The following is a 26,063-nucleotide window of genomic DNA, read 5'->3' on the forward strand; positions in this document are numbered from 1 at the left end:
CCATTCACTGTTCAACGAGGATTCCCATGCGCGCGATTCGCATGCTGTTGGTTTCTGCCCTGGCCCTGGGCGCTGTGTCGGCCCAGGCCGATGAGAAGGACGTTGCACGCCTGACCCAGTTGCTGGAGAAGTCGCAGACCATCTCGGCTCGTTTCTCACAACTTACCCTCGATGCCAGCGGCACGAGCTTGCAGGAAACCAGTGGCGAGATGTCCGTCAAACGCCCAGGCCTGTTCTACTGGCACACTGATGCGCCTCAGGAGCAGGTGGTGGTGTCCGACGGGCAGAAGGTCACCCTGTGGGACCCGGACCTGGAGCAGGCCACCATCAAGAAGCTCGACGTGCGACTGAACCAGACCCCGGCGCTGTTGCTGTCCGGTGATGTGTCCAAGATCAGCCAGAGCTTCGATATCACCTCCAAGGAACAGGGCGAAGTCATGGACTTCACCTTGAAACCCAAGACCAAGGACACCTTGTTCGACTCTCTGCGTGTGTCGTTCCGCCGCGGTCTGATCAACGACATGCAACTGGTCGACAGCGTGGGTCAGCGCACCAATATCCTGTTCAACGGGGTCAAGGCCAACGAGGCGATCCCGGCGAGCAAGTTCCAGTTCAAGATCCCGGAAGGCGCCGACGTCATCCAGGAGTAATGAGAGCGCATCATGGATCTGTTTCGAAGCGAACCTGTCGCCCAGCCCCTGGCCGCCCGGCTGCGTCCGTCCAACCTGGACGAGTACGTCGGCCAGGAGCACCTGCTGGCGCGTGGCAAGCCGCTGCGTGAGGCGCTGGAACAGGGCGCGCTGCACTCGATGATCTTCTGGGGGCCGCCTGGAGTGGGCAAGACCACCCTGGCGCGGTTGTTGGCGCAGTTCTGCGACGCTCACTTCGAGACGGTGTCGGCGGTGCTGGCCGGGGTCAAGGAGATCCGCCAGGCGGTAGAGGTGGCCAAGCAGCAGGCGGGCCAGTATGGTCGCCGGACCATCCTGTTCGTCGATGAGGTGCACCGCTTCAACAAGTCCCAGCAGGATGCCTTTCTGCCTTATGTGGAAGACGGCACGCTGATCTTCATCGGTGCCACCACCGAGAACCCCTCGTTCGAATTGAACAACGCCTTGCTGTCTCGGGCTCGGGTGTATGTGCTCAAGAGCCTGGACGAAGCGGCCTTGCGCAAGTTGGTCAACCGCGCCCTGACCGAGGAACGCGGCCTTGGTGCACGCCAGCTGAGTGTCGGTGACGACGCTTTCAAAATGCTGATGGCGGCAGCTGACGGCGATGGCCGGCGGATGCTCAACTTGCTGGAGAACGCTTCGGATCTCGCTGAGGACGGCGGCGAGATCGGCGTCGATCTGTTGCAGAGCTTGCTCGGCGACAGCCGGCGTCGCTTCGACAAGGGGGGCGAGGCCTTCTACGACCAGATCTCGGCGTTGCACAAGTCTGTGCGGGGCTCCAATCCCGATGCGGCGTTGTACTGGTATGCGCGTATGCTCGACGGCGGCTGCGATCCGCTGTACATCGCTCGTCGAGTGGTGCGCATGGCCAGCGAGGACATCGGCAACGCCGATCCTCGCGCCTTGAGCCTGTGCCTGGCTGCCTGGGATGTGCAGGAGCGTCTGGGCAGCCCCGAGGGGGAACTGGCGGTGGCTCAGGCCATTACCTACATCGCCTGCGCGCCGAAGAGCAATGCCGTGTACATGGGCTTCAAGGCCGCCATGCGCGAAGCCGCCGAGCACGGTTCCCTGGAGGTGCCGTTGCACTTGCGCAACGCTCCGACCAAGCTGATGAAGCAGCTGGGGTATGGCGAGGAATACCGCTACGCCCATGACGAGCCTGATGCGTATGCCGCAGGTGAAGACTACTTCCCCGAACAGCTCGAGCCACGCCAGTACTACCAGCCGGTACCCCGGGGCCTGGAGCTCAAGATAGGGGAGAAACTGCGCCACCTGGCCGAGTTGGACCGCACCAGCCCCCGGCAACGGAGAAAGCCATGATCGGCCTCATCGCCGCGGTCAGCGCGGGCGGTATCGCCGGAACCCTGTTGCGCTTTGCCACGAGCAATTGGGTGGCGGCACACTGGCCACGCCACTTCTATCTCGGTACGCTGGCGGTCAACCTGATCGGCTGCCTGCTGATCGGCCTGCTCTATGGCTTGTTCCTGCACAAGCCGCTGGCGCCGGTCGAGCTGCGCGCCGGGCTGATCGTCGGCTTTCTGGGTGGCCTGACGACTTTTTCTTCTTTCTCGCTCGATACCGTGCGCCTGATGGAAAGTGGGCAAGTTCCGCTGGCCTTGGGCTATACCGGTATTAGCGTAATCGGCGGGCTGCTTGCCACTTGGGCCGGCCTGTCGCTGACCAAATTCTGAACCAACACTCACATAACGAGAGAACGATATGCTCGATTCCAAACTGTTACGCGGCCAACTTCAGGAAGTGGCGGATCGCCTGGCCTCCCGTGGCTTCAGCCTGGATGTCGCGCGCATCGAATCCCTGGAAGAGCGCCGTAAGGCCGTGCAGACCCGCACCGAGCAACTGCAGGCCGAGCGTAACGCCCGTTCCAAGTCGATCGGCCAGGCCAAGGCCAAGGGTGAAGACATCGCGCCGCTGATGGCGGATGTCGAGCGCATGGCTGGCGAGCTGGCCGAGGGCAAGGCAGAGCTGGATGCCATCCAGGCCGAACTTGACGCTATCGTGCTGACCATCCCCAACCTGCCGGACGCCAGCGTTCCAGTCGGCCCGGACGAGGAGGCCAACGTCGAGGTGCGCCGTTGGGGAACGCCGCGTGACTTCGATTTCGAGATCAAGGACCACGTGGCACTGGGCGAGATCAGCGGCGGCCTGGACTTCGAGACCGCGGCCAAGCTCTCCGGCGCACGCTTTGCCCTGCTGCGTGGCCCGATCGCCCGCATGCACCGCGCCCTGGCCCAGTTCATGATCAATCTGCACACCAGCGAGCACGGCTACGAGGAGGCCTATACCCCGTATCTGGTGCAAGCGCCGGCCCTGCAGGGCACCGGCCAGTTGCCGAAGTTCGAGGAAGACCTGTTCAAGATCGCCCGTGAAGGCGAGGCGGACTTCTACCTGATTCCGACCGCCGAAGTGTCGCTGACCAACATCGTCGCCGGCGAGATCATCGATGCCAAGCAACTGCCGATCAAGTTCGTCGCCCACACTCCGTGCTTCCGCAGCGAAGCCGGTGCTTCGGGTCGCGATACCCGCGGCATGATCCGCCAGCACCAGTTCGACAAGGTCGAGATGGTGCAGATCGTCGAGCCGTCCAAGTCGATGGAAGCGCTCGAAGGCCTGACCGCCAACGCCGAGCGCGTGCTGCAGGCCTTGGAGTTGCCGTACCGTGTCCTGGCCCTGTGCACCGGCGACATGGGCTTTAGCGCCGTGAAGACCTACGATCTGGAAGTCTGGGTGCCGAGCCAGGGCAAGTACCGCGAGATCAGCTCCTGCTCGAACTGCGGCGACTTCCAGGCCCGCCGCATGCAGGCCCGCTGGCGCAATCCGGAGACCGGCAAGCCTGAGCTGGTGCATACCCTCAACGGCTCAGGCCTGGCGGTCGGCCGCACCCTGGTGGCGGTGCTGGAGAACTATCAGCAGGCCGATGGCTCGATTCGCGTGCCGGAAGTGCTCAAGCCCTACATGGGTGGTGTCGAGGTCATCCGCTAAATGGATTACCTGCCGCTGTTCCACAAGCTGCAGGGTGGTCGGGTACTGGTCGTCGGTGGCGGTGAGATCGCCCTGCGCAAGGCGCGTCTGCTGGCCGACGCCGGCGCCGCACTGCGGGTAGTGGCACCGGAGGTCGACGGCCAGCTGGCCGCGCTGGCCCGCGAGGGTGGCGGTGAGGTCTTGGTGCGCGGTTACCAGCCAGGCGACCTTGACGGTTGCCGGTTGGTGATCGCCGCCACCGACGACTCCGTGCTCAATGCCCAGGTCTCTGCCGATGCCCAGGCGCGTAGCCTGCCGGTCAACGTAGTGGATGCGCCGGCCCTGTGCACGGTGATTTTCCCCGCGATCGTCGATCGTTCGCCTTTGGTAGTGGCCGTGTCCAGTGGCGGCGACGCGCCAGTGCTGGCGCGGCTGATCCGCGCGCGCCTGGAGGCCTGGATTCCAGCCGCCTATGGCGAGTTGGCCGGTTTGGCCGCGCGTTTTCGCGACAAGGTCAAGGCGTTGTATCCGGACGTCAACCAGCGTCGCGGTTTCTGGGAGGATGTCTTTCAGGGGCCGATCGCCGAACGCCAGTTGGCCGGGCAGGGCAGCGAGGCCGAGCGCCTGTTGCAGGCGAAGGTCGATGGTGCGCCGGTGCAGCAAGGGGGCGAGGTGTATCTGGTCGGTGCCGGCCCGGGTGACCCGGACCTGCTGACCTTCCGTGCCTTGCGCCTGATGCAGCAGGCCGATGTGGTGCTGTATGACCGATTGGTGGCGCCGGCGATCATCGAGATGTGCCGACGTGATGCCGAGCGGATCTACGTTGGCAAGCGCCGCGCCGATCATGCGGTGCCGCAGGAGCAGATCAATCGCCTGCTGGTGGACCTGGCGCGCCAGGGCAAGCGAGTGTTGCGCCTGAAGGGCGGCGACCCGTTCATCTTCGGCCGTGGTGGTGAGGAGATCGAAGAGCTGGCCGAGGAGGGTATCCCGTTTCAGGTGGTACCGGGCATCACCGCGGCCAGTGGTTGCTCAGCTTATGGCGGAATTCCGCTGACCCATCGGGATTATGCCCAGTCGGTTCGCTTCGTCACCGGGCATCTGAAGGATGGCACCAGCAACTTGCCTTGGGATGATCTGGTGGCGCCTGCCCAGACCCTGGTGTTCTACATGGGCCTGGTCGGCCTGCCGACCATCTGCGCCGAACTGATTCGCCATGGCCGCGCGGCCAGTACCCCGGCGGCGTTGGTGCAACAGGGGACCACACGTAACCAGCGGGTGTTCACTGGGACCCTGGCGGATCTGCCAGCGCTGGTGGCGCGTCATGAAGTGCATGCGCCGACCCTGGTGATTGTCGGGGAGGTGGTGCGGCTACGCGAGAAGCTGGCGTGGTTCGAAGGATCACAACAAGGGTGACATGATTGGGGCCGCTAAGCGGCCCCAGCTGTTTCAAGCCTGCCAGATGCCTTTGCCCGCCAGCCGCTCGCGGTCATGCGGCTGGTTGAAATCCTGCAGCGGCCCTTTGGGCACGATGCCATTCGGGTTGATGGTCTTGTGGCTCATGTAATAGTGCTTCTGGATGTGCTCCAGGTTCACGGTCCCGGCCACGCCCGGCCACTGGTACAGCTCGCGCAGCCAGTTGGACAGGTTCGGGTAGTCGGCCAGGCGACGCAGGTTGCACTTGAAGTGGCCGTGGTACACGGCGTCGAAGCGCACAAGGGTAGTGAACAGACGTACGTCGGCCTCGGTGAGATATTCCCCCGCCAGGTAGCGTTGACGGCCCAACAGGGTCTCGAGGTGATCCAGTTCAGCGAACACCTGATCGAACGCCGCCTCGTAGGCCTCTTGGGTGGTGGCGAAGCCTGCACGGTACACGCCGTTGTTCACCGCCGGGTAGATGCGTTCGTTGAGTGCATCGATGGTCGGGCGAAGCGGCTCGGGGTAGAGGTCCAGCCGGTTGCCTGTCAGCTCATCGAAGGCGCTGTTGAAAATGCGGATGATCTCTGCCGACTCGTTGTTGACGATGCGCTTTTGCTGTTTGTCCCACAGCACCGGTACCGTCACGCGGCCGGTGTAGTGTGGGTCATCCTGGGTATAGCGCTGGTGAAGGTACTGCAGGTCGTCCAGGTGGTCGCCGGTGGAGCCGTGCTGACGATCGAAGGTCCAGCCATGCTCGCCCATCAGCCAACTCACTACAGAGACATCGATCAGCGGTTCCAGGCCCTTGAGGGCACGGAAGATCAAGGTGCGGTGAGCCCAGGGACAGGCCAGGGAGACGTACAAGTGGTAGCGCCCGGCTTCGGCGGCAGGTAGTTGATTACGGCGTTGGGCGTTCTCGCGCTGGAATGCGCCGTCCTTGCTGTTCTGGTACCACTGGTCATGCCAGCGGCCGTCGATTAAAAGGCCCATGGTGAGCTCCTCGGAACATAGTCGTTTGTCGTTGGAGCTCAGTCTAGGCAACTCTGTTCGAATAAATAGCGCAAAGACTGCGGCGATCGGATCGATTTATTCGATGTTTTTACGTTGCGTCCAGTAGTTGCGTGCGGTTTCGAAGGCCTGCTCACGGCTTTGCCCAAGCCCACGCAGGGCCATCGCCATGGTCGCCAGCACTGCCAGTTCGCCATAGCTGTCCTCGGCTTCGCCGCGCCATACCTTCAACAGGTGCTCAGGTTGCAGGGTGGCTGGCTTGACGTGGCGCTGGGCACTCAGCGCCGGCCATTCTTCGTCCCAGGCTGCGCCGGCGGTGGTGCCATAGAGATGGCTGATCACATCGGGGTTGACCTCGATCTCCCCGCCGTCGCCCTTGATCACCACGGCATGGTCGCCCAGTAGACGGCTCGCCTCGCGATGCACAGCCTGGTAGCCGGGATGGAAGATGCTTTGCAGGCCGCAGCGTGCGCCCAGCGGATTGAGCACCCGGGCCAGCGAGTGAATCGGCGAGCGCAGCCCCAAGGTGTTGCGCAGATCGATCATGCGCTGCAGTTGCGGGGCCCAGTCCTGCAGCGGTGCGAAGGCCAGGCAGCGCTCTTCCAGGGCCTGGGCTACAGCGGGCCAGTCGCGGCACAGGGGGATGTCCAGCAAGTCCAGCAATTGCTCGGTATACAGGCGCCCGGCGGTGTGCGCACCGCCGCCATGCAGGATAATGCGCACACCGTTACCCGCCAGGCATTTGACCGCAAGCAGGTACCAAGGCAGATGGCGCTTCTTGCCGGCGTACGTGGGCCAGTCCAGGTCCACGTTGATGGTAGGGGGCTGCAGGTGAGCGCGTAAGGCCTCGGTGAAGCCGGCGAGCTCCTCGGCGCTTTCCTCCTTGTGCCGCAGCAGCATGAGGAAGGCGCCCAGTTGGGTGTCTTCGACCTTGCCCTCGAGCAGCAGAGTCATGGCCGTGCGGGCCTCCTCACGGGTCAGGCCACGGGCGCCGCGCTTGCCTTTGCCGAGGATGCGCACGAATTCAGCGAAGGGATGTTCGGCCGGGGTTTGCAAAGTGAGTGGACGAGCGATGGTCATATGCAGTTGGTTGGTTTGGGCAGGCCCGCCAGCTTGGCAGCGAGTTTGGCGGGAGTGCCGTTGAACAGACGATTGAGGTGCGGACTGTTGCCTTTTTCCGGGCCTAGCTTGAGGGCGGTGTACTTGATCAGCGGGCGGGTGGCCGGTGACAGCTGGAACTCATCGTAGAACTGGCGCAGCACTTCCAGTACCTCCCAGTGCTCAGGCGTCAGCGCAATATTCTCGCGTGCGGCCAGCGCTTGGGCGACCTCAGGGGACCACGCTTGCAAGTCGGCCAGAAAGCCGTCCTTGTCCAGGGCGATCTGCTGATCGCCGACAGTGAGGTTGCTCATAGCCAGCTGTTGACCTTGTGGTAATGCAGTGACAGTTCGACGAAGGCCGGATAGTCCACAGGCTCGGCTAATGCGCTGTCGATGGCGCGGGCCTGCAGATCCTCGGCGAGGGCGTAAAGGCGGTTACCTAAGGCGGCGGCTTCGAGCTTGCGCCATGGCTCACTGCCGGCGCGCAGGGCATAGACAGCGTCGCCGCACAGCAGCAGAGCATCATCCGTGCCCAGCAGGCGTAGGCAGCTGTCCAGACGATTGTCGCCGAAGGGCGAATGGCTGATTACATGCAAGGTCGTCATCAGAGTGTCACCACCTGGTCGAAACGGGCAATCAGGGCGGTCAGGCCTGCATCATCCAGCACCTCGACCGCCAGCTCCAGCGCGTCACCCGCCAGGCCGCGCTCGGCCAGGCTGTGGCCGCAGGCGAACAGTTCCTCGACACCGAACATCGGCAGCGCCTGGAGATTGGCAGCGAGATTTTTCTGTTGCAGTGCGCCAGGCTGCTGGCCGGGAGCGAGTTGGAATACGCCATCATCGAGAAAGAGCATGCCCAGGGGCAAATCGAAGGCGCCGCCGGCCAGGGCGATATCCAGGGCCTCACGGGCGCTGGGGCCGTTCCAGGGCGCCTGGCGGCTGATGATCAACAGGGATTTGGCCATCTCAATCACCTCCGAAGCAGACCAGGCGGTCGGCCACTTGTGCTGCCTCATGCAACTGGCCGAGGCCCGACAGCTCCCAAGGGGCCGGCAGGTTCACGGCCGGGCGCTGGTAGCGGTTGGCTTCGCTCTCATCCAGCACGCCTCGACGCAGGGCTGCGGCGATGCAGACCACGGCATCCAGCCGATGGCTATCGATGAAGTCGCGCCATTGGGCGGCAACGTCCAGTTCATCTTGGGGGGCAACGATATTGGCCGAGGCGCTGTGTACCCCGTCCTGGTAGAAGAACAGCCGGGCAATCTCGTGCCCAGCGGCCAGCGCTGCCTCGGCGAAACGCAGGGCGCGACGCGAGGAGGGCGCATGGGCCGGGGAAAAAACCGCGATGGCGAATTTCATGGAAAGCTCGTGCAAGGGGATGGGGCCATGATAAAGCAAAAAGCCCGCACCTGTCGGCGCGGGCTTTTTGGGTCAACGCAAGCATGCGTCAGGCCTGGCCCTTGCTCTCTGGCAGGAACCAATTCAGCACCAGGGCGCAGATGCCGCCGGTGGCCACGCCCGACTCCAGCACGTTACGCAGCGCCGCCGGCATGTGCGCGAGGAACTCCGGCACTTGTGCCACGCCCAGGCCTAGGGCCAGGGATACCGAGATGATGAGCAGTGCCCGACGGTCCAGGCGGGTGCTGGCCAGGATGTTGATACCCGACGCTGCTACCGCGCCGAACATCACCATGGCTGCGCCACCGAGCACTGGTTCAGGCACTGCCTGGATCACACCGGCAACGCTGGGGAACAGGCCCAGCAGCACCAGCATAAGGGCAATCCACACACCGATATGGCGACTGGCGATGCCGGTCAGCTGAATGACGCCGTTGTTCTGCGCAAAGATAGAGCTGGGGAACGTATTGAACACGCCAGCTAACAGCGAGTTGGCACCGTTGACCAGCACGCCACCCTTGATGCGCTGCATCCACAGCGGGCCTTCGACCGGTTGGCGCGAGACTTTGCTGGTGGCCGTGACGTCACCGATGGCTTCCAGCGAAGTCACCAGATAGATCACCAGCATCGGAATGAACAGGGCCCACGAGAAGCTCAGGCCAAAGTGCAGCGGCATCGGCACTTGGAACAGCGCGGCTTCATGCATGCCGGTGAAGTCCAGGCGGCCGAGGTAGCCGGCCAGGGCATAGCCCACGGCGAGGGCGATGACGATGGCGCAGCTGCGCATCCACACCACGGGAATGCGGTTGAGGATCACGATGATCGCCAGCACAACGCCCGACAGCAGCAGGTTCTCGCCGTTGGCGAAAGTGCCGTTACCCATGGCGGTGAAGCCGCCTCCCATGCTGATCAGGCCCACCTTGATCAGCGTAAGACCGATCATCAGCACCACGATGCCGGTCACCAGAGGGGTGATCAGGCGTTTGACGAACGGGAGGATGCGTGACACGCCCATCTCCACGAAGGAGCCGGCGATCACCACACCGAAAATTGCAGCCATCACGCTCTCTACCGGGGTGCCCTGCTTGACCATCAGCGCACCGCCTGCGATCAGCGGTCCGACGAAGTTGAAGCTGGTGCCCTGCACGATCAACAGCCCAGCGCCAAACGGCCCGAAGCGCTTGCACTGGACGAAGGTCGCGATACCGGAAATCACCAGCGACATGGAGACGATCAGGTTGGTATCACGCGGGGAAACCCCCAAAGCCTGGCAAATCAGCAGGCCAGGAGTGACGATCGGGACGATGATCGCCAGCAGGTGCTGAAGTGCAGCCAGCAGGCCGATCAACGGCCTTGGCTTGTCCTCTAGACCGAGGACCAGTTCATTGGCAGGCGCCGTCGCGCCCGGCCCGTGTTCGATGGAACTCATGGGAAGCTGCCCAGGATGAAAAAAGGAGCGCATTCTACGGGGCAAGACTGGATTGGGGTAGGGGGAAATGCGTGAAGGCGGCCGTACTTGAGGCCTGACAGGTTATAGCAGGATAACGCGTTGTCCATGTATTCGCAGGGCACTAGGCTGGCTGGCCCCGCGGTGGGGTGTGCAGGAACTCGAAAGTCACCCATGAAAAAGCCCGCCGAAGCGGGCTCTTTCTAGTAGCAGGGCTATCAGTCGTCACGGCCCATGATGCCGAACAGCTGCAACAGGCTGACGAACAGGTTGTAGATCGATACATACAGGCTGATGGTCGCCATGATGTAGTTGCGCTCACCACCGTGGATGATCGCACTCGTCTGGAACAGGATGCAGACCGACGAGAACAGCACGAAGCCCGCGCTGATCGCCAGTTGCAGGCCGCTGATCTGGAAGAAGAAGCTGGCCACGACAGCGCCCAGCAGCACGAAGAAGCCAGCGGTGATGAAGCCGCTGAGGAAGCTCATGTCCTTACGGGTGACCAGCACGTAGGCCGACAGACCACCGAATACGAGGGCGGTCATCGCGAAGGCCGAGCTCACCACTTCGGCGCCGCCGCTCATGCCCAGATAACGGTTGAGGATCGGGCCGAGGATGAAACCCATGAAGCCGGTGAGTGCGAAGGTGGAGACCAGACCCCAGACCGAATCACGCAGCTTGGCGGTGAGGAAGAACAGACCGTAGAAACCGATCAGTACCACGAACACGTTCGGGTAACCGACTCGCATCTGTTGGGCCACGAATGCCATGACGCCGCTGAAGGCGAGGGTGAGCGCCAGCAGACTGTATGTGTTGCGCAGGACGCGGCTGACTTCCTGCTGCTCGGCCTGCTGGCCGTGGTGGACGGCATAATCCTGTTCGCGCATGGCGACACTCCTGTGGTGTGAATCTGTGGTTTCGAAACGAATGGTTGCAATGAGGATACCAGAGCAACTGCAAGCCGCGACACAGAGAGTTTGACAGCTTGTTTCATTACGGTATGATTGCGGCCGCAAAATTGATCCTGGAAGCGTGGCCGAGTGGTTTAAGGCAACGGTCTTGAAAACCGTCGATGGGCAACTATCCTAGAGTTCGAATCTCTACGCTTCCGCCACATTCAAAGCCCTGATTATTCAGGGCTTTTTGCATTTCTAGGGTAGGCAAATCATTGCTGAGCCCATGCCGCCAGTCATCCCCTGAAGGCCCCGGACCAGGGTCGGCACCTCGAATCCTTGACCGACCCAGCATGACGCTCGGCCACGATGGCCTAGCGCTCGTGTGCAGTCGTGAAGATCAGACTGTTTTCGAAATTTTCCGCAACGATGAGTCCTTGGTTCGAGGTCATGCTGTTCGAGCGTGATGCGCCGCTTGAGTTGGTGGATTATGCCCGCTAATTGCTTGGGAAGATCGTGCCGTACATTCAAGAACGAGTGCCATTCGTTGTATAGAACGAGGTGATTTCATTTCTATAGCGAATTGAAATAGATGAGCTTTTTTACGCGCCAAACACCAACGGAGGGTGTAGGCTCGAAAATCGAACCGCAGTAATTATTTCAAAAAAGGGGCAGTGTGGGTCCGAACCTATCCATTTCAGTGGGGTGGCCGGAGATTTCACATGAACAGTTCCATAACGCCTAGAACGCTGGCGCATGGCGCGCTGCTGTCGGTCCTTGCGGGTTTCTTCGTTGTTGGCTGTACACACGATCCTGATATCCGCATGGGGCACGACAATTCCTCGGGCTACACGGGGAAAAACCCATCGGCTTACTTAAGTTGTGTGAAGAGTGAGCTCCCGGCAAGCGCGAAGACGTATACGCAAGAGCATCAGGACGTGCTCGCGCTATATGTCGACAGTACCGACCCGAACCAGGCAACTGGCCTTGTCGAAGTCAAGGGTTCAGGGCAGGAGCATCAATATCTGGCATACCAGCGAGATGCCTGGTACGACCAAGGCCGTTTGCTCGATGCGGCGCTGATGTGTTCTAGAGCCAGTCTCTGAATATCCTCCCCCTCATCAAGCCCAGCCTGAGCTGGGCTTTTTGTATCGCCGTTGCGCAGCGTCAGGGCAACGGCTTTTTCTGAACGAAGAACTTGATGACTGCGGCACGTATGCCTTCGACGCCGAGCAGTCCGATCACGCCGCCAAAGAAGGGTGCGGTTTCGCTTGGCACGCCGATCAGCGAAAGGCCGTGACTTGCAGCGAGTGCGAGGGCGCCGCACAAGGGGGCTTCGATCAGCATTCGTCGCAGCGAGCCGCCCCCATAAATTACGCGTAACGCTGCGATGATTAAGGCCAAGAGGCCTGCGTACAGCCCTGGCCAGTTATCTTGAAGCCAGCGTTCGAGCCAGGCCCAGGCCTCAGGTCGATCAATCATGATTGCACACTTCCTCATGGCCATTCGGTTGTGGCTGGTCTGGGCAATCAAGACCGGCAATGTTTTTCGTGAAGCTACAGGCAGGGCGGGGCATGGAGGTGTCCTTTTAACGGCGCGATATCGCCTTGATGTCGGCATGGTCTGCAGCGGCTCGAAAATCGACAATCCGCAGATGTTCTAGGACTGGCGCTTCATGGCGCGCTTCATGTCTTTCCGTTTGTGTACATCGACGGCACACTCTGCGTTCGTTTGCCCTCAGATGAGCCAACCATGATCGATATTCACAATGTGACCGCCTTCCAGCAGCAGACCCGCGTGCTCGATGGGTTTTCCCTGCACATCGGCGAAGGCGAGAAAGTCGCCATTCTGGGCCCCAACGGTGCCGGCAAGAGCACGTTGCTCAAGCTGATCACCCGAGAGCTCTACCCGGTGGAGCGCGAAGGCAGCCACTTGCGCCTGTTCGGGAGCGAGACGGTCAATCTGTGGGCGCTGCGAAGCCGCATCGGCTTCATCTCTCAAGACCTGCAGGATGATTACACACCCTATACCCAGGCCCTGGATGTGGTGGTTTCCGGTTTCTTTGGTGCCATTGGCGCCCATGGCCATCTGCAGCCGAGCGATGAGCAGCGCGAGCGGGCGCGTCAGTTGCTAGCAGTCGTCGAGATGGCCGAATACGAGCAGACCATGTTCCAGCGTCTGTCCACCGGCCAGCGACGCAGGCTTCTGTTGGCACGGGCGTTGGTCCATCAGCCGCGAGCGCTGATTCTCGACGAGCCGGCCAATGGCTTGGACATGGGCGCCAGCCTGGGCATGCTCAACCTGTTGCGGCGCTTCTGCGGTGAAGACCATGCGATGATCATTACCACTCACCATATCGACGAAATCATTCCCGAGATCGAGCGTGTGGTGTTGCTCGAGAAGGGACGCATCATCGCCGATGGTCCCAAGGCCGAAGTGCTGACCAGCGAACGCTTGTCCGCCCTCTACCAGACGCAGCTGCGCATCACCGAACAGGATGGCTGGTACCGCTGCTGGCATGCGTGAGCTCCACTGGCCTGTCTTACCCGCGCCCTTTGTAGCCACCTCTGGCATTTCCCGAAGGGCGGGGCTTCCCCTGACCGATCTCTGCACCCAATAACCGGATAACCGGTCATTGACTCTCCAGTGTGAAAAACTAATCTCATTACGTGGGAAAAATTCCCACAAAATAAAAACGCTGACTGGCATAGAAGGGAACGTGCACGAGTTACTGCACCTTCATCACCAAGGAACGGCCGCTGGTTGGCTGGTTGCCCGCAAGGCAGCTGGAGTTCATTGGTTGTTGCGTTCGATTTGAGTACGGAAATGCAACTCTGAAGCGGAGATTCGTCATGCTGCTCAAAAAATGCTTGTTGGCGCTGGCCATCGGTGGCGTCCTTTCGGCATCGCTGGCATTGGTGCCTGACTCGATTAGTGATTTCTCCAGCGCATACGCCAAGGATGGCGGCGGAGGTGGCGGTCATGGTGGCGGCGGTGGTGGCCACGGCGGTGGTGGTGGTGGCGGTGGCGGTGGCCATGGCGGAGGTGGTGGCGGTCATGGCGGCGGTGGCCATGGCGGAGGTGGTGGCGGTCATGGCGGCGGTGGCCACGGTGGCGGCGGAGGCGGTCATGGTGGCGGCAGCGGTGGGGGGCATGGTGGTACTGGTGGTGGCCATGGTGGCTCAGGTCACGGGGGCGATGGAGGCCATAGCGGTAACAGTGGCCATGGCAATTCGGGGCGTGGCAGCGATGACGGTGGTACCCATGGTGTCGGCCACGGTGCCGATGATGGTGCCAACCACGACGCTGGCGGGCCTCATGGTGTCGGCCATGGCGCAGATGATGGTCCTAACCACGACGTGGGCGACGATCACGGTGTAGGCCGCGGCGCCGATGATGGCCCCGATCATGATGTTGGTGATGATCGTGGCGGTGCCTGACCGCTGAACCTCGGAAGCCGAAACCCGGAGCGATCCGGGTTTCGCATCGACGAGGCGGGTCCTGAACGGTTGTGATGTGCAGGGCAAGGTGCTCGAATGTACCGCCCATGAGCACCGTGCGCTCCCCCTTGGTTAAGGAAGCTTTGCAATGCATCTGCCCACTCTACCGCCCTCCCTGTTACCGGCATTGCGCTCTGTGATGCGGCCATTGGTGCGGTTGATGCTGAGAAAGGGAGTGACCTTCAGTAGCTTCGTCAACCTGCTCAAGGAGGTCTTCGTAGAGGTTGCTGAGCGCGAGTTCCGTCTCGATGGAAAACCGCCCAGCGACAGTCGGATCAGTCTGTTGACAGGGGTTCACCGCAAGGACGTCCGGCGCTTGCGGTCCCAGGTCCTGGAGGACGAGGCCAGCCTGCCGGAAGCAGTATCTTTTGGCGCGCATCTGGTGAGTATCTGGCTGAACCACGAGCCATTCTGTGAACAACCCGGCGAACCTCGGGCATTGCCGCGTTTGGCCAGTGTGGGCGGCGAACGGTCATTCGATGCCTTGGTCGCGTCGCTGAGCACGGATATCCGCGCCCGTGTCGTGCTGGATGAGTGGCTCCGCCTAGGGATCGTGTGCGTCGATGAAGACGATCAGGTCCATTTGCAGACCCGAGCATTCATCCCTCAGCGCGGCTTCGAGGAAAAGATCGCCTATTTTCGGCACAACTTGCATGACCATGCCTGCGCCGCTGTACATAACCTGACCGATGCAGGCGAGCCGTTCTTCGAGCGCAGCGTGCACTACGACAGCTTGTCCCAGGCGGGTGTCCAGCAGCTCAGAGACGCCGTGCGTACCGATGGCATGCAGCTCCTGCTCACGCTCAACCAGCTGGCCGCCGAGCTCGAGGAGCGCGAACAGCCGCCGGCTGAGGCCCGTCAGCGCATCACCGTCGGCCTTTATTTCTACGCCGAACCCAGCCCGCCCGAGGCCGCGTCCGCGACCAAGGCCAGTAAGCCATGAACATGACGTCGCACCTGCTGAGCTCGCTCGCAGCGCTGTGCTGCGCGCTTACCCTGTCGGCGCCGCTGAGTGCCGCGCCTGCCTGCCTCGAGCCGGGTGGCAGCGGCGGTACAGGCATGATGGCGCCGGGCGGCGTCGGTGGGACAGGCGCGCCTGACAATGGAGGCGTCGGTGGGACCGGTGCGCGTCCGGGCGGTGGCGGCATCGGGGGTACCGGTGCGTCGCAGGACGAAGGTGGTGTGGGCGGCACGGGCATCGTCGGCACCATCACAGGATTCGGTTCGATCTGCGTCAATGGCGTGGAGGTTCATTTCGACAACAAAGTGGCGCTCAGCGAGAACGGCCAGCCTGCCAGCAGTCAACGATTGGCGATCGGCCAGGTGGTGGCCGTCGAGGCCCAGCCGTCCCGTCGGGGTCTGGAAGCGCGCAGCATTGCCATACTCAATGCCTATGAAGGGCCGGTGACTGGGCTTGCATCCGGCGATACGCCGATGCGCGTCATGGGCCAACCGGTGCGGGTGGCGGCAAGTGCCCGGGTAGCGCCGGGCCTGCGCATTGGCGAGCCGGTGCGTGTCAGCGGCATGCGCAATGCGCAGGGCGAGGTGGTGGCCAGCCGCGTAGATCGAGCGCCGGGTCTGGTCCAGGTCAGTGCCATCGGTGATATCGGCAAACCGGGCGACTTGCATGGCCTGGCCTTGAATAAGGTGTTGCCACCCACGGGTGAGGTACTGGTGCGCGGCGCCTGGAACGGTCAACAACTGAATGTGGCGCAAACCCTCCGGGATCCAAGCTTCCCCTTCGCTGGACGAGTGCGTAACGCCTTGGTCGAAGGGCTGGTACGTGGACAGCAGGGTAATCGCATCGAAGTCGGTGGTTTCACAGCCAAGGTCGACCGCGCCACCGAGGGACGGGTCGAGACGCTTGCCATCGGTCAACGCGTCCGCGTCAGCGGTGTGTTCGACACTGGGCGCATCATTCACGCGCAGCGAGTGGAGGTGGTGCATGAACATCACGGCGACAGTCACTGGCATGGCGTGCAGCCCCGTCAGTCTCAGGGGGGCGAGTCCGATGGGCCTCGGGAAGTCGAATCGGGAACGTCTACAGCCGTCGAATCCGCAAAGCAAGCTGGCCGTGGCTCCAGCCATGAACAGGGGCACACCCGCGAGCGCATCGAGAGTGGCGCAGCCCGAGAAAAGGTGGAGCGCACAGACGTATCTGAGTCGGGGGGCGTAGAGCGTCGAGAACGCATCGAAACGCGCGAATCCGGTGATCGGGTGGAAACGCGCGAGCGCATTGAGGTCTTCGAAAATGGCGTGCGTGTTGAGCGGATCGAACGGATTGAGAAGATCGAGCGTTCGGACCGGCCAGACAAGCCTGACCGCATCGAGAAGATCGAGCGCATCGAGAAAGTCGAGCGTCCTGAGAGGGTAGAGCGGCCGGACAAAGTCGAACGCCCTGAGAAGGTCGAGCGTCCGGAAAAAGTCGAGCGGCCCGAGAAGGTCGAGCGCCCTGAGCGCCCTGAAAAAGTGGAACGGCCTGAGAAGCTCGAGCGCTCTGAACATTCTGGTTCTCATTAGGCTCGGTTTGCCTGCGCCCGGCTATGCTTCAAAGCATCCAGACCAGGCTGTACCGCACCTGATGTAATGTCCTGATCGCAACGAGGTAGGCATGATTTCGATGCGTGGGTTGTTTCCCTGCCTGATGGCCCTGGCCTGGCCAGCCCTGGCCGATGAAGTGACCTTGTCCACGGGGATGGATTACTCGCGGGGGCACTACGGCACGGCGGCCACCAGCGAGACCTGGTATGTCCCGGTCATTGGCAAGTACGAAACCGGTCCGATGATCTACAAGTTGACCATTCCCTATCTACGCATCACCAATCCTGCGGTAGGGCCGGGTGGTGAACCGCTGGCGGGTGACGACTGTGGGCGCGTCGAGAGCGGGCTCGGCGATACGGTGGCCAGTGCCGATTACGCACTGCTCGATGGCCGCGACGGCGGTAATCTGCTTGTGGATCTGGTTGGAAAGATAAAGCTGCCCACCGCCGATGAAGACCATTGCCTGGGCACCGGCAAGACCGATTATTCCGCCCAGGTGGATCTGGTTCGGGCATTCGGTGCGGTGAATGGCTTCGCCACATTGGGTTGGAAGAAGTTCGGCGATCCTGCCGGCTCGGATTTCCATGATCCGGTTTTCACTTCCATCGGCCTGCTCAGCCGAATCGCAACAGCCACATCGATAGGGGCGGTGTACGACTGGCGACAGAAAGTGTCATCAGACGGCGATGAGATCCAGGAGCTCACCCTGTTTCTGACCCAAAAACTCAGCGAGGGTTGGAAGGTCCAGCTGTATGCGCTGAAAGGCTTTTCCGACGCGAGCCCTGATTCAGGCGGCGGGCTGCTGCTCAACCATTCGTTTTGACCCCGCACCGGTGCGATTGCCTCAGAGCTGCCTGCCGCCTGGCCCGCGAAACCAGGCGGTTTTGGCATCAGGTGTTACTGCAGGGTAGGGGTGTCCGGTATCTCGCGCAGTGTCGCCTCTATGCCGGCGATGGTTCTGGCGAGCTTGTCGGCTTCCTGGTCGCGGCCTTGGGATTTGAGCAGGTCACGCTGTTGGCGCAGGTTGAGAAGCGTCTTCTGCAGGGCCAGGGCGGAGGTTCGATAGGGGTCCATGTCGCTCTCGTGCATTCCATGCTGGGGTAGGAGGCCGCGACCGTATCAGCTCGTTCAAACAGGTGAAACTGATGTTTCATACAGCAGCGGCCAAGCTCGTAGTCTGGAAGCTACTAGCACATAGGAACCCTCCTACAGGAAAGGTGGCAGGAGTGTTTCAGGTGATGTACCGCCTACGGCTTACCACTCAATGTTCATGGGGGTTGCACGGGCTCCAGTCCGCTCAGTGTCGCGCTCAGGCGCGCATGGCCAGTGTCGATCCACTGAAAAGTTATGTTGCAAATGGGGCTCGAAATCACGCGTCGCGCATGGCCTGTCGCTCCAGAGATCACGTGGCCACGGCTGCCGTCGATCCCGGTTCTGAGCGCTGGACGCAGAGCAGGTGAAAGCCTGCCGCGCTGGGTAGCTGCTTCATTGGGCAGAACTTACGGGTGAATGCTGGCATTCCTCATTCGGTGTGCGCACAGACTTGCGCTAGCATGTCGTTCCGTTTTTGTATTTCGGATATTGCCCCCATGAGTACCCCGCATTTGCGCCAGGCCACATCCAAGGATGTGGATCGTTGCTATCAGATCGAGATCAGCGCCTACGAAGGTGACGAGGCCGCCACCCGCGAGAAGATCGCCACGCGCATCGCTCAGTACCCGGAAGGGTTCCTGGTGCTGGAACTCGAGGGGGTGGTGATCGGGTTCATCAACAGTGGTTGTGCCTTTGACGTGGTGATGTCCGACGAGTCCTTCAAGGAATTGGTCGGCCATGACGCCCAGGCGCCGAACGTAGTGATCATGTCGGTAGTGGTCGATCCTGCCTTTCAGGGGCGAGGGTTCGCTGGCCTGCTCATGAGCCATTTCGTCGATCAGATGCGTCAGCGCGGCAAGGCCACCATCCACTTGATGTGCAAGGACCGCCACGTGGGGCTGTACGAAAAAATGGGCTACCGCTATGTGCAGCCTTCGGCCTCCGACCATGGCGGGATGGCTTGGCACGAGATGGTCATGGCTTTGTGACGTTTGCTCTGCGACTGGGTCTGCGGCCCCATCTGATATGCTTTTTTTCCACGAACCTGAATCTGTAACCGTATCAGCCTGGATCAGACAATACCCATCAAGCCCAGCCTTCCGAACCGGCGTGCGCTGGGCAAGCTGCGCTGCTCTGCAACAGCACCGGCCAGCCTCGCCGTTTCGCCATTATCTATAGAGGTTCCGATGGGCAAGCTCGCACTTTTCCTGGGTGGATTCCTGTTGCTGACAATCCTGGTCGGCCTGTTAGGCACCATTCCGCCAAGCTGATACGTTCGCGCCGGCCCGCCGCGTCAATAGGCGGGCTTATTCTCTTGGGCATGACCCGCTTCCAGACGCTGCAGGGCGATGCCCTGCGGCGTTGTCGTGCGTACGATAAGTCATTCTCGGCGTTGAGAAATCTGTCCACAAAAAACGTGGGTAGGTCTGTGGATAAATCGCTGCAACCCAAGCCGGCGGCGGGCTCTGTTAAATTGAACAGAATTTGAGCAGCGCTGTCGGTAAGGGGCTATGCGCATGCGTACGCTCACTGACCTAGTGCTGAGGATAGGCGCGGCGCACCCATTGCAATAGCTCGCGCACCCGCACGGGCAGTTCCCCTGCGGGATACAGCGCATGCATCTGCGGATCCTGGCCGCTGCTCGAAGTCAGGCGGTAGTCGGTGCAGACGCGAACCAGGCGCCCGGCATGCACCATTGGCTCGGCCACCCAATCAGCCAGGCGGGCGATTCCCGCACCGGCTAACGCGCTTTGCAGGATCGCCCCCCCAGCACTCAGACGCAGCCGCGGATGTGGGCGCAGGCTGCTGATCTGCCCATCGCGATAGAAGTGCCAGGCCTTGAGCACGCGCGGCGCGGTATGCAGGATCAGGGCGTGCCCATGCAATGCCTCAGGATGCTCGGGCATGCCGTGGCGGGCCAGGTAATCGGGGCTGGCGTACAGGTAGCGCCGATAGGACCAAAGGGGATAACCGATCAGCTCGCTGGACTGCGGAAAGGCGCCCCGGATGACGAAGTCGAACTTGCCCTGCAGCGGATCGAGGGCCTGGTCGCTGAACTGCACGTCCAGGGTGACCTGCGGATATTGCTGGGAGAATGAAGCGAGCACCGCGGGCAATAGCTGTTGGCTGAGCAGCTCGGGCGCGGCGAAGCGAATCCAGCCTTGGGATGAGCCGCTCAGCGCCGCCAGCTCGTCGACGGCATCCCGTTGCACATCCAGCAAGCGCTCGGCATGAGGTAGCAGGCGTTCACCGGCCTCGGTGAGGGTCACGGTACTGGCGCTACGATTGAGCAGCTTGGCCCCGGCATTGTCTTCCAGCGCCTGCACGGCGCGGGTGACGGCGCTTGGCGAGCGCCCCAGGGCACGGGCGGCGGCAACGAAGCTGCGCTTGTGGGCGACGGTGACGAAGGCCTGGATTTCTCGCAACATGTCCAATGCCATGGACGCTCCTGATTGCAGTTTTCGCAACGTCGCATTTCAACATAAGCGCCACCATTTGGTTAGCCTTGGGGCTCTGCTTTCCGTTCCGGAACCTGCCCCATGATGGATATCGCGCTGCTTTCGTTGTTCGCCTTCGCCGCCGGGCTGATCGATGCCGCTGTTGGCGGTGGCGGGTTGATCCAGATTCCGGCGCTGTTCAACGTACTGCCGAACGCGCAACCGGCCGCGCTGCTGGGCAGCAACAAACTGGCCTCGGTCTGTGGCACCTCGTTCGCGGCTCGTTCGTTCCTGCGCAAGGTGCATCTGGACTGGGGCCTGATCGTGCCAGCCGCTGCCAGTGCCTTCGTCATGTCGTTCGCCGGCGCCGCCACGGTTTCGCTGGTGCCACCCAGCGTGATGCGCCCGGCGGTGCTGGTGCTGATCGTGCTGATGGCCATCTACACCTTCTGCAAGAAGGACTTCGGCACCCTGCACAAACCCGCCCGAATCGGTCGCAAGGAGCAGTGCCTGGCGGTGCTGATCGGTGGCGTGATCGGCTTCTACGATGGTCTGTTCGGGCCGGGCACCGGAAGCTTTCTGATCTTCCTGTTCATTCGCTTCTTCGCCTTGGATTTTCTCCATGCCTCGGCGTCAGCCAAGCTTGTGAACATCGCCACCAACCTGGCCGCACTGGTGTTTTTCATCCCATCTGGAAATGTACTTTGGGCCATCGCATTGCCGATGGCGGCCTTCAACATTCTGGGGGCGCTGACGGGCACTTGGCTTGCGGTGCGCAAGGGGGCGGGGTTCGTTCGCGGACTGTTCCTGGTGCTGTTGTGCGTGCTGATTGCCAAGTTGTCCTGGGACTTGCTGGCGGTTTGAGTCAGACGACCTGGCGCTGCGCCTCGGCCTGTACGATGCGATTGCGGCCCGCGGCCTTGGCACGGTAGAGCGCCTGGTCAGCCTGTGCCAGCAAGCTGTCGAGGTTGGGCGCCAACTGCTGGGCGCGGCAACCCGCCAGGCCGATGCTGACGGTGATCTGCAGGCGGCGGTCGAGCACCACCACGCGCAAGTCCTGCACGGCGCGACGCAGACGCTCGGCAGTGAATGTGGCCTGCTCCGGCGCAAGCCCTGCAACGATGATCACGAACTCTTCGCCCCCGAGGCGGGCGAACAGCTCGCCTTCGTGCAATTGGTCCTGAATGGTATGGGAGAACTGACGCAGCACCTGGTCGCCTACGGCATGGCCGTATTGGTCGTTGATGTTCTTGAAGTGATCGATATCCAGCATCATCAAGGTCAGGGGCATCGCTTGGGCATGCTGCTGACGGCTCTCGAGCAGGGCGTTGGCACGACGGGTGAAGGCGCTGCGGGTCAGGGCGCCGGTGAGATGGTCGATGGTGGCTTGGTGCGCCAGGCGTGCCAGCAGACTGCGGTTGGCATTGCTGACGCAGGCCACCACCAGCGGACCGAGCACGAGCATGGCGATGCCCAGGCGCGCCGACATCAGTGTGTTCACCCCAGGCATGCTCTGCGGGAGACTGAAATGCATGAGGCTCAGCGCCACGGCGACGATCAGCGTAGTGCCGGTGGTGAAGGTCAGCAGCGACACCATGAATGACGAGTATGTCCAGGCGCACCACAACAAGGCGGCGATGGGGAAGGCGATGGCGCCTGGCCCGCCGAAAGCGATGCTCAGTGCCAGGGAGCCTAGCAGGATCAGCAGCGGCATCAGACGAATCGCCTGGCCACCGCCTCGAGTCAAGGAGCGTAGGTTCGGTGCGGTGAGTAGCATCGGCAACACCAGCACATTGGTCGAGAACTGTTCGCTGAACCAGGCCAGCCAAGTGGCCTTGAGCGATTCCTGGAACCAAGGAGCGGCCACTACACACGCCATGCTCGCCGCGACGACGGCTCCGGCGGCGCTGGCGCCGAATACACGCAGCACGCCTTCCGGCGTGCGCATGCGGCGATGCACCCGCGGCAAATGCGACAACACCCGCCAGAGGGTGATGATCACCCCCAGATTGCATAGGTTGAACCACAACGCAGGCTTCCAGGCGCTGCCGGTGGCGAGGTCGGCGGTGACCATGGCCAGCCAGACCAGGCCGAACCCTGCGAAGGTGGCCTGCCGTGGATAGCGCAGCAGCACGCCGGCAAGCACCGCATTGACGGGCCAGAACAGCGACAGGGATTCGATCGGTCGGGCCAGGATACCGCCCAGCGTCAGGGCGAGGGACAAGCCGAACAAGGCAAGAAGAGGAAGCAGGCGCGACGGGGCTGGGAACACCATGGGCTCGACCGGCTAGCGGAGACGGAATCCAGGAAAACGCCTGTAAGCACCTGGGGTAATGAGGCGTCAGTGTGTTTCCTGAATGGAGGGATGTCAATTAGCTGGTGTCTGGACGGCTTTCTATGTGGCAGCGGCCATTTTCGTCGACTTATTGACGCCGGCTACAGACCAAAAAACCACGGCACCATGAAAACAGTCACCAGCATCACCACCATCGTGAACGGCACCCCAACCTTGACGAAGTCGCCGAAGCGGTATTGGCCTGGCCCCAAGACCAGTGTGTTGACCGGCGAGGACACTGGCGTCATGAACGCCGCCGAGGCCGCCAGGGCGACGGTCATGGCGAACGGGTAGGGCGACATGCCTAGCTGCTGTGCAGTGCTGATAGCAACCGGTGCCATCAGCACCGCCGTGGCGGTATTGGAAATGAACAAACCGATCAGCGCGGTGACGGCGAACAGGCAGCCGAGGATAGCGTAAGGCCCCGCATCACCGAGCAGGCTGACCAGGCCGCTCACCGCCAGGTCGATGCCACCCGTTTTCTGCAGGGCCAGGGCGAAGGGCAGCATGCCCACGATCAGCACCAGGCTTTGCCAGTGGATGGCGCGATAAGCGCTGTCCATGTCGATGCAGCGTCCGGCACCCATCAGCACGCAACCGATCAGCGCGGCAACGACGTTGGGCACCATGCCGCTGACCATCAAGCCGACCATCACCATCAGGCTGATCAGTGCAAAGGGGGCTCGGGTCCGGGCCGGAGCCACTTGATCGATTTCCGCAGGCAGGCTCAAGACCAGAAAGTCCTTGGGCTGGCTTTGCAGCTGGCGTATGGCCTTCCAAGGACCGACCACCAGCAGGGTGTCGCCCAGGCGCAGTTTCTCTTCCACCAGTTGCTCATCAATGGCGGTCTGCTCACGGCGCAGGCCTACGACATTCAGCCCAAAGCGGCTACGGAAGGCCAGCTCCAGGATGCTCTTGCCGAGCAATTGCGACCCGGGCGGCAGGGAAACTTCGGCCATGCCCAGGTCCTGGGACTGGTCGATGAAATAGGCAGCCTTGAAGTGCAAGGGCTCAAGTTGCATGGTCTGGCACAGGCTGCGCAAGTCATCGCGATTGGCGAACAGGTCGAGTAGCAGCACGTCACCTTGGTGCAGCACCGTGCTCGAATCGGCGACCATCACCCGGGTGGTGAACTTGTGCTGGCGCTCGATGCCGATCACGTTGGCGCCGTGGCGGGTGCGCAGCTCCAGCTCGCCCAAGGTGTGCCCGATCAGCGGAGAGTGAGCGCGGATGCGCAGACGGCGCTCGCGGCCGTTGAGTTTGTAGTCGAGCACCAGGTCAAGGAGGGTGCGGCGGGTTTCCACCCGGCCATCCTTGCGCACCTCGCCATTGAGCCAGCGGCGGGCGAACAGCATGTAGCCGATGCCGAGCACCAGCACCACCAAGCCGAACGGGGTGAAACTGAAGAAACTGAAACCCGCGCTGCCATGACGCACCAGTTCGCTGTGCACGACCACGTTGGGCGGTGTGGCCACCAGGCTGAGCATGCCACTGATCAGGCCGGCGAAGCTCAGCGGCATCATCAGCCGACTGGGCGACAGGCTAAGGCGCGCAGCGATGCTCAGCACCACGGGGATGAAGATCGCCACCACTCCCGTCGAACTCATGACCGAGCCCAGGCCGGCCACTGCAATCATCAGCAATACCAGCAGGCGTGCCTCGCTGTTGCCGGCCCGTTCGCTCATCCATTCACCGATGCGGTAGGCAATGCCTGTGCGTACCAGGCCTTCGCCGATCACGAACAGCGCTGCGATCAGCACCACGTTGGGGTCGCTGAAGCCTGCCAGCGCCTGTTCGATGGTGAGGATTCCCGAAAGCGGCAGGGCCAGGATCACTAGCAGGGCGACCACATCCATGCGCGGGCGGTTGATGACGAAAAGTGTGACGACGATGGCCAGCAGGCAGAGGACCCAGAGCAGCTCATGGTTCATGGGGAGGGGGTGTTCCTTCACTCAAGGGGCACGGTAGAGAGTAGCGCCGAGTGTGGCACCGTGCAGTGAAGGTGGTGTTGATATGTTGCAATGTTTGGCGACAAGAAGGGGCTGCAAGCAGCCCCTCAGGTGTAGCGGCAATCAGTGGCGGTGACGACGGTGATGCCTGTGGCCGCCGTCGTTGTCACCCATGTGATTGCCCAACGCGCCACCTGCTGCGCCACCCAGGCCCGCGCCAATGGTCGAACCGGTGGAACCGCCGACCGCGCGGCCCAGGATCGAGCCGCCCGCCGAACCCAGGCCACCGCCAATAGCGGCTTCGGTACGATTGCCCTTGCGTGCGCCAACCGCACTGCCGGCAGCGCCGCCCAGGCCTGCGCCGATGGCGGCACCGGTACCGCCGCCGATCTGTTGGCCAACAATGTTACCAAGGGCGCCACCCAGGCCGCCGCCGATGGCAGCGGTGCCGTCGCCGGCAAATGCGCCCTGGCAGAGCAGCAGGCCGAGGGCAAGGGAAGGCAGAGTCAGACGCATGATGTGAACCTCAAACGAATCATCAGGGTAAGGTGCCGCGGCACGGGCGGCGGGTCAGGGGAAAAAAGGCGTTGCAGTATCAGTCGTCGTCATCGTCGTCGCGGTCGCGATAACGGTGGTAGCGATCACGGCGGTCGCGGTCTCGATAGCGATAGCCGTCATCATCACGGTCACGGTAGTAGCGATGGTCCCGGTCACGATCCCGCCAGCCATCATCATCGTCGTGGTAGTGGTGGTAGCAGCCACTGAGGGTGAGCACGGTGGCAATCAACGCAAAACTCGCAATGCGCTTCATCACGATATAGGTCCTTGATCCGCAAAGATTTACGGGGTACCTCCTGAGACCGGAAGCGCTCGATTTGGTTTCTTGGGCGCGCAAAAATCTGCCGCTCCAGCGATGAGTGGCATGTCGGACGTATTTTGATCCGGCCGCGCTTGGCGGCCGGCCTGTCCGCGCCTTGCTAGTTCGAGGCGGGCTCGATGGCGAGAATCACCCCATTGGTGGTCTGCACCAGTACGTAGTGGTCAGCCAGGCGTACCCAGTGACTTTCCTTTTCCGGAGGCTGCAGGCCCTTGGCCTGCCAATCGTGGATAACCAAGTCGTCGCGCTTGTACTGATCCGGGGCTTTATCGCCCACTTTAAGTTCGCGTTGGCTGTGCGGGGCGGTGACGCTCTGTTCGTTCGTATCCGCTGCTGAGGCGGCCAGGGGGAGGGCGACAGTGAAAGCTAGAACATAGAGCAATGGCTTCATGGGGGCTCCTTGAAAACAGGACATGCCCT

The 26,063-nt window shown here is 62.1% G+C and carries 30 protein-coding genes and 1 tRNA gene; 15 read left to right on the forward strand and 16 right to left on the reverse strand.

Features of this window, described 5'->3' with window-relative positions; all coding sequences use genetic code 11:
- Positions 1-26 precede the first annotated feature (26 nt).
- Genes lolA through cysG form a run of 5 tightly spaced genes read left to right on the forward strand, consistent with a single transcriptional unit; the run spans position 27 to position 5,060 of the window.
- Entirely contained in the window at positions 27-650 is a 624-nt protein-coding gene (gene lolA, locus DQ397_RS15280; RefSeq protein ID WP_043212241.1) for an outer membrane lipoprotein chaperone LolA, read from the forward strand.
- 12 nt (positions 651-662) lie between these two features.
- Positions 663-1,988 carry a replication-associated recombination protein A gene (locus DQ397_RS15285; protein WP_043212243.1) on the forward strand — a complete coding sequence of 442 codons (1,326 nt, stop codon included), beginning with the start codon at positions 663-665 and terminating at the stop codon, positions 1,986-1,988.
- Complete coding sequence (gene crcB, locus DQ397_RS15290; protein ID WP_043212246.1) at positions 1,985-2,359, forward strand: fluoride efflux transporter CrcB; 375 nt, start codon at positions 1,985-1,987, stop codon at positions 2,357-2,359. Before DQ397_RS15285 ends, crcB begins: the two co-directional genes overlap by 4 nt.
- Positions 2,360-2,387: 28 nt before the next feature.
- Complete coding sequence (gene serS / locus DQ397_RS15295; protein ID WP_043212249.1) at positions 2,388-3,668, forward strand: serine--tRNA ligase; 1,281 nt, start codon at positions 2,388-2,390, stop codon at positions 3,666-3,668.
- Positions 3,669-5,060, forward strand: a complete 1,392-nt coding sequence (gene cysG / locus DQ397_RS15300) for a siroheme synthase CysG (protein WP_043212251.1) — start codon at positions 3,669-3,671, stop codon at positions 5,058-5,060. It begins immediately after the preceding gene.
- A 33-nt stretch (positions 5,061-5,093) separates the two neighbouring features.
- On the opposite strand, the gene DQ397_RS15305 is transcribed toward cysG, so the two are convergent.
- The 8 genes from DQ397_RS15305 to DQ397_RS15340 form a co-directional block, all read right to left on the reverse strand.
- Positions 5,094-6,053 carry a glutathione S-transferase family protein gene (locus DQ397_RS15305; protein ID WP_043212253.1) on the reverse strand — a complete coding sequence of 320 codons (960 nt, stop codon included), beginning with the start codon at positions 6,051-6,053 and terminating at the stop codon, positions 5,094-5,096.
- Positions 6,054-6,149: 96 nt separating this feature from the next.
- Positions 6,150-7,151 carry a glycosyl transferase family protein gene (locus DQ397_RS15310; protein WP_043212256.1) on the reverse strand — a complete coding sequence of 334 codons (1,002 nt, stop codon included), beginning with the start codon at positions 7,149-7,151 and terminating at the stop codon, positions 6,150-6,152.
- Complete coding sequence (locus DQ397_RS15315) at positions 7,148-7,483, reverse strand: TusE/DsrC/DsvC family sulfur relay protein (RefSeq protein WP_043212258.1); 336 nt, start codon at positions 7,481-7,483, stop codon at positions 7,148-7,150. The genes DQ397_RS15310 and DQ397_RS15315 overlap by 4 nt, the downstream gene beginning before the upstream one ends.
- Positions 7,480-7,776 carry a sulfurtransferase complex subunit TusB gene (gene tusB, locus DQ397_RS15320; protein WP_043212260.1) on the reverse strand — a complete coding sequence of 99 codons (297 nt, stop codon included), beginning with the start codon at positions 7,774-7,776 and terminating at the stop codon, positions 7,480-7,482. Before tusB ends, DQ397_RS15315 begins: the two co-directional genes overlap by 4 nt.
- On the reverse strand, positions 7,776-8,135 hold the full coding sequence (gene tusC / locus DQ397_RS15325) for a sulfurtransferase complex subunit TusC (RefSeq protein ID WP_043212262.1): 360 nt from the start codon (positions 8,133-8,135) through the stop codon (positions 7,776-7,778). Before tusC ends, tusB begins: the two co-directional genes overlap by 1 nt.
- A gap of 1 nt (position 8,136) precedes the next feature.
- Positions 8,137-8,529, reverse strand: a complete 393-nt coding sequence (tusD, locus tag DQ397_RS15330; protein WP_043212264.1) for a sulfurtransferase complex subunit TusD — start codon at positions 8,527-8,529, stop codon at positions 8,137-8,139.
- 88 nt (positions 8,530-8,617) lie between these two features.
- Complete coding sequence (locus DQ397_RS15335; protein WP_043212265.1) at positions 8,618-9,997, reverse strand: nucleobase:cation symporter-2 family protein; 1,380 nt, start codon at positions 9,995-9,997, stop codon at positions 8,618-8,620.
- A 236-nt stretch (positions 9,998-10,233) separates the two neighbouring features.
- Complete coding sequence (locus DQ397_RS15340) at positions 10,234-10,905, reverse strand: Bax inhibitor-1/YccA family protein (protein ID WP_043212266.1); 672 nt, start codon at positions 10,903-10,905, stop codon at positions 10,234-10,236.
- Positions 10,906-11,044: 139 nt separating this feature from the next.
- Here DQ397_RS15340 and DQ397_RS15345 point away from each other — a divergent pair.
- Positions 11,045-11,132 (forward strand) — tRNA-Ser (locus DQ397_RS15345).
- A 501-nt stretch (positions 11,133-11,633) separates the two neighbouring features.
- A complete protein-coding gene (locus tag DQ397_RS15350) occupies positions 11,634-12,017 on the forward strand; it encodes a hypothetical protein (protein ID WP_043212267.1) in 384 nt (127 codons plus the stop codon).
- A gap of 61 nt (positions 12,018-12,078) precedes the next feature.
- Here DQ397_RS15350 and DQ397_RS15355 read toward each other — a convergent pair whose 3' ends face one another.
- Positions 12,079-12,393 (reverse strand): phage holin, lambda family, encoded by a 315-nt coding sequence (locus DQ397_RS15355; RefSeq protein WP_080642113.1) that lies wholly within the window; start codon positions 12,391-12,393, stop codon positions 12,079-12,081.
- Between DQ397_RS15355 and DQ397_RS15360 the strand changes: the two genes are divergently transcribed.
- The 6 genes from DQ397_RS15360 (at position 12,392) to DQ397_RS15380 (ending at position 17,775) form a co-directional block, all read left to right on the forward strand.
- Positions 12,392-12,574 carry a hypothetical protein gene (locus DQ397_RS15360; protein WP_080642114.1) on the forward strand — a complete coding sequence of 61 codons (183 nt, stop codon included), beginning with the start codon at positions 12,392-12,394 and terminating at the stop codon, positions 12,572-12,574. The genes DQ397_RS15355 and DQ397_RS15360 overlap by 2 nt on opposite strands.
- Positions 12,575-12,663: 89 nt before the next feature.
- The gene (locus tag DQ397_RS15365) at positions 12,664-13,437 is read left to right on the forward strand and encodes an ABC transporter ATP-binding protein (RefSeq protein WP_043212268.1); all 774 of its coding nucleotides are present in this window, start codon (positions 12,664-12,666) and stop codon (positions 13,435-13,437) included.
- 456 nt (positions 13,438-13,893) lie between these two features.
- Positions 13,894-14,292 carry a hypothetical protein gene (locus DQ397_RS24540; RefSeq protein WP_178113794.1) on the forward strand — a complete coding sequence of 133 codons (399 nt, stop codon included), beginning with the start codon at positions 13,894-13,896 and terminating at the stop codon, positions 14,290-14,292.
- A gap of 207 nt (positions 14,293-14,499) precedes the next feature.
- Positions 14,500-15,354: a DUF6502 family protein gene (locus DQ397_RS15370; RefSeq protein WP_043211678.1), complete on the forward strand. Its 855-nt coding sequence runs from the start codon at positions 14,500-14,502 to the stop codon at positions 15,352-15,354.
- Positions 15,351-16,931, forward strand: a complete 1,581-nt coding sequence (locus DQ397_RS15375) for a DUF5666 domain-containing protein (protein ID WP_306106459.1) — start codon at positions 15,351-15,353, stop codon at positions 16,929-16,931. Before DQ397_RS15370 ends, DQ397_RS15375 begins: the two co-directional genes overlap by 4 nt.
- Before the next feature lie 124 nt (positions 16,932-17,055).
- Positions 17,056-17,775, forward strand: a complete 720-nt coding sequence (locus DQ397_RS15380; RefSeq protein ID WP_372240770.1) for a hypothetical protein — start codon at positions 17,056-17,058, stop codon at positions 17,773-17,775.
- 74 nt (positions 17,776-17,849) lie between these two features.
- On the opposite strand, the gene DQ397_RS24545 is transcribed toward DQ397_RS15380, so the two are convergent.
- A complete protein-coding gene (locus DQ397_RS24545) occupies positions 17,850-18,026 on the reverse strand; it encodes a hypothetical protein (RefSeq protein ID WP_167358086.1) in 177 nt (58 codons plus the stop codon).
- 515 nt (positions 18,027-18,541) lie between these two features.
- Between DQ397_RS24545 and DQ397_RS15385 the strand changes: the two genes are divergently transcribed.
- Positions 18,542-19,033: a GNAT family N-acetyltransferase gene (locus DQ397_RS15385; protein ID WP_043211682.1), complete on the forward strand. Its 492-nt coding sequence runs from the start codon at positions 18,542-18,544 to the stop codon at positions 19,031-19,033.
- A 546-nt stretch (positions 19,034-19,579) separates the two neighbouring features.
- Here DQ397_RS15385 and DQ397_RS15390 read toward each other — a convergent pair.
- Complete coding sequence (locus tag DQ397_RS15390; protein WP_043211684.1) at positions 19,580-20,485, reverse strand: LysR family transcriptional regulator; 906 nt, start codon at positions 20,483-20,485, stop codon at positions 19,580-19,582.
- Between the two features lie 99 nt (positions 20,486-20,584).
- Between DQ397_RS15390 and DQ397_RS15395 the strand changes: the two genes are divergently transcribed.
- Positions 20,585-21,346 carry a TSUP family transporter gene (locus tag DQ397_RS15395; RefSeq protein WP_043211686.1) on the forward strand — a complete coding sequence of 254 codons (762 nt, stop codon included), beginning with the start codon at positions 20,585-20,587 and terminating at the stop codon, positions 21,344-21,346.
- A 1-nt stretch (position 21,347) separates the two neighbouring features.
- Here the strand turns inward: DQ397_RS15395 and DQ397_RS15400 are convergent, their stop codons facing one another.
- The 5 genes from DQ397_RS15400 to DQ397_RS15420 all read right to left on the reverse strand — a co-directional run bounded on the left by DQ397_RS15400 (position 21,348) and on the right by DQ397_RS15420 (position 26,034).
- Complete coding sequence (locus DQ397_RS15400) at positions 21,348-22,757, reverse strand: GGDEF domain-containing protein (RefSeq protein WP_043211689.1); 1,410 nt, start codon at positions 22,755-22,757, stop codon at positions 21,348-21,350.
- A gap of 161 nt (positions 22,758-22,918) precedes the next feature.
- Positions 22,919-24,748 carry an SLC13 family permease gene (locus DQ397_RS15405; protein WP_043211691.1) on the reverse strand — a complete coding sequence of 610 codons (1,830 nt, stop codon included), beginning with the start codon at positions 24,746-24,748 and terminating at the stop codon, positions 22,919-22,921.
- 141 nt (positions 24,749-24,889) lie between these two features.
- A complete protein-coding gene (locus DQ397_RS15410; protein WP_043211693.1) occupies positions 24,890-25,282 on the reverse strand; it encodes a glycine zipper domain-containing protein in 393 nt (130 codons plus the stop codon).
- 79 nt (positions 25,283-25,361) lie between these two features.
- Complete coding sequence (locus DQ397_RS15415; protein WP_232092072.1) at positions 25,362-25,580, reverse strand: hypothetical protein; 219 nt, start codon at positions 25,578-25,580, stop codon at positions 25,362-25,364.
- Positions 25,581-25,743: 163 nt separating this feature from the next.
- A complete protein-coding gene (locus DQ397_RS15420) occupies positions 25,744-26,034 on the reverse strand; it encodes an RcnB family protein (RefSeq protein WP_043211697.1) in 291 nt (96 codons plus the stop codon).
- Positions 26,035-26,063: the final 29 nt, after the last annotated feature.

The organism is Pseudomonas sp. CK-NBRI-02 (assembly GCF_008124495.1).
Taxonomy (GTDB): domain Bacteria; phylum Pseudomonadota; class Gammaproteobacteria; order Pseudomonadales; family Pseudomonadaceae; genus Aquipseudomonas; species Aquipseudomonas guariconensis.

Excerpts from the sequence above, each read along its gene's own strand:
- DQ397_RS15380 (WP_372240770.1), top strand. The coding sequence starts at position 17,056 with ATGGCCCTGGCCTGGCCAGCCCTGGCCGATGAAGTGACCTTGTCCACG.
- cysG (WP_043212251.1), top strand. The coding sequence starts at position 3,669 with ATGGATTACCTGCCGCTGTTCCACAAGCTGCAGGGTGGTCGGGTACTG.
- DQ397_RS15360 (WP_080642114.1), top strand. The coding sequence starts at position 12,392 with ATGATTGCACACTTCCTCATGGCCATTCGGTTGTGGCTGGTCTGGGCA.
- DQ397_RS15390 (WP_043211684.1), bottom strand. The coding sequence starts at position 20,485 with ATGGCATTGGACATGTTGCGAGAAATCCAGGCCTTCGTCACCGTCGCC.
- DQ397_RS15395 (WP_043211686.1), top strand. The coding sequence starts at position 20,585 with ATGATGGATATCGCGCTGCTTTCGTTGTTCGCCTTCGCCGCCGGGCTG.
- DQ397_RS15335 (WP_043212265.1), bottom strand. The coding sequence starts at position 9,997 with ATGAGTTCCATCGAACACGGGCCGGGCGCGACGGCGCCTGCCAATGAA.
- serS (WP_043212249.1), top strand. The coding sequence starts at position 2,388 with ATGCTCGATTCCAAACTGTTACGCGGCCAACTTCAGGAAGTGGCGGAT.
- DQ397_RS15405 (WP_043211691.1), bottom strand. The coding sequence starts at position 24,748 with ATGAACCATGAGCTGCTCTGGGTCCTCTGCCTGCTGGCCATCGTCGTC.
- tusB (WP_043212260.1), bottom strand. The coding sequence starts at position 7,776 with ATGACGACCTTGCATGTAATCAGCCATTCGCCCTTCGGCGACAATCGT.
- DQ397_RS15365 (WP_043212268.1), top strand. The coding sequence starts at position 12,664 with ATGATCGATATTCACAATGTGACCGCCTTCCAGCAGCAGACCCGCGTG.
- DQ397_RS24545 (WP_167358086.1), bottom strand. The coding sequence starts at position 18,026 with ATGGACCCCTATCGAACCTCCGCCCTGGCCCTGCAGAAGACGCTTCTC.
- DQ397_RS15355 (WP_080642113.1), bottom strand. The coding sequence starts at position 12,393 with ATGATTGATCGACCTGAGGCCTGGGCCTGGCTCGAACGCTGGCTTCAA.
- DQ397_RS15340 (WP_043212266.1), bottom strand. The coding sequence starts at position 10,905 with ATGCGCGAACAGGATTATGCCGTCCACCACGGCCAGCAGGCCGAGCAG.
- DQ397_RS15375 (WP_306106459.1), top strand. The coding sequence starts at position 15,351 with ATGAACATGACGTCGCACCTGCTGAGCTCGCTCGCAGCGCTGTGCTGC.
- DQ397_RS15420 (WP_043211697.1), bottom strand. The coding sequence starts at position 26,034 with ATGAAGCCATTGCTCTATGTTCTAGCTTTCACTGTCGCCCTCCCCCTG.
- crcB (WP_043212246.1), top strand. The coding sequence starts at position 1,985 with ATGATCGGCCTCATCGCCGCGGTCAGCGCGGGCGGTATCGCCGGAACC.
- DQ397_RS15350 (WP_043212267.1), top strand. The coding sequence starts at position 11,634 with ATGAACAGTTCCATAACGCCTAGAACGCTGGCGCATGGCGCGCTGCTG.
- tusC (WP_043212262.1), bottom strand. The coding sequence starts at position 8,135 with ATGGCCAAATCCCTGTTGATCATCAGCCGCCAGGCGCCCTGGAACGGC.
- DQ397_RS15315 (WP_043212258.1), bottom strand. The coding sequence starts at position 7,483 with ATGAGCAACCTCACTGTCGGCGATCAGCAGATCGCCCTGGACAAGGAC.
- DQ397_RS15370 (WP_043211678.1), top strand. The coding sequence starts at position 14,500 with ATGCATCTGCCCACTCTACCGCCCTCCCTGTTACCGGCATTGCGCTCT.
- DQ397_RS15410 (WP_043211693.1), bottom strand. The coding sequence starts at position 25,282 with ATGCGTCTGACTCTGCCTTCCCTTGCCCTCGGCCTGCTGCTCTGCCAG.
- tusD (WP_043212264.1), bottom strand. The coding sequence starts at position 8,529 with ATGAAATTCGCCATCGCGGTTTTTTCCCCGGCCCATGCGCCCTCCTCG.
- DQ397_RS15310 (WP_043212256.1), bottom strand. The coding sequence starts at position 7,151 with ATGACCATCGCTCGTCCACTCACTTTGCAAACCCCGGCCGAACATCCC.
- DQ397_RS15285 (WP_043212243.1), top strand. The coding sequence starts at position 663 with ATGGATCTGTTTCGAAGCGAACCTGTCGCCCAGCCCCTGGCCGCCCGG.
- DQ397_RS15400 (WP_043211689.1), bottom strand. The coding sequence starts at position 22,757 with ATGGTGTTCCCAGCCCCGTCGCGCCTGCTTCCTCTTCTTGCCTTGTTC.
- DQ397_RS15305 (WP_043212253.1), bottom strand. The coding sequence starts at position 6,053 with ATGGGCCTTTTAATCGACGGCCGCTGGCATGACCAGTGGTACCAGAAC.
- lolA (WP_043212241.1), top strand. The coding sequence starts at position 27 with ATGCGCGCGATTCGCATGCTGTTGGTTTCTGCCCTGGCCCTGGGCGCT.
- DQ397_RS15385 (WP_043211682.1), top strand. The coding sequence starts at position 18,542 with ATGAGTACCCCGCATTTGCGCCAGGCCACATCCAAGGATGTGGATCGT.
- DQ397_RS24540 (WP_178113794.1), top strand. The coding sequence starts at position 13,894 with ATGGTGGCGGCGGTGGTGGCCACGGCGGTGGTGGTGGTGGCGGTGGCG.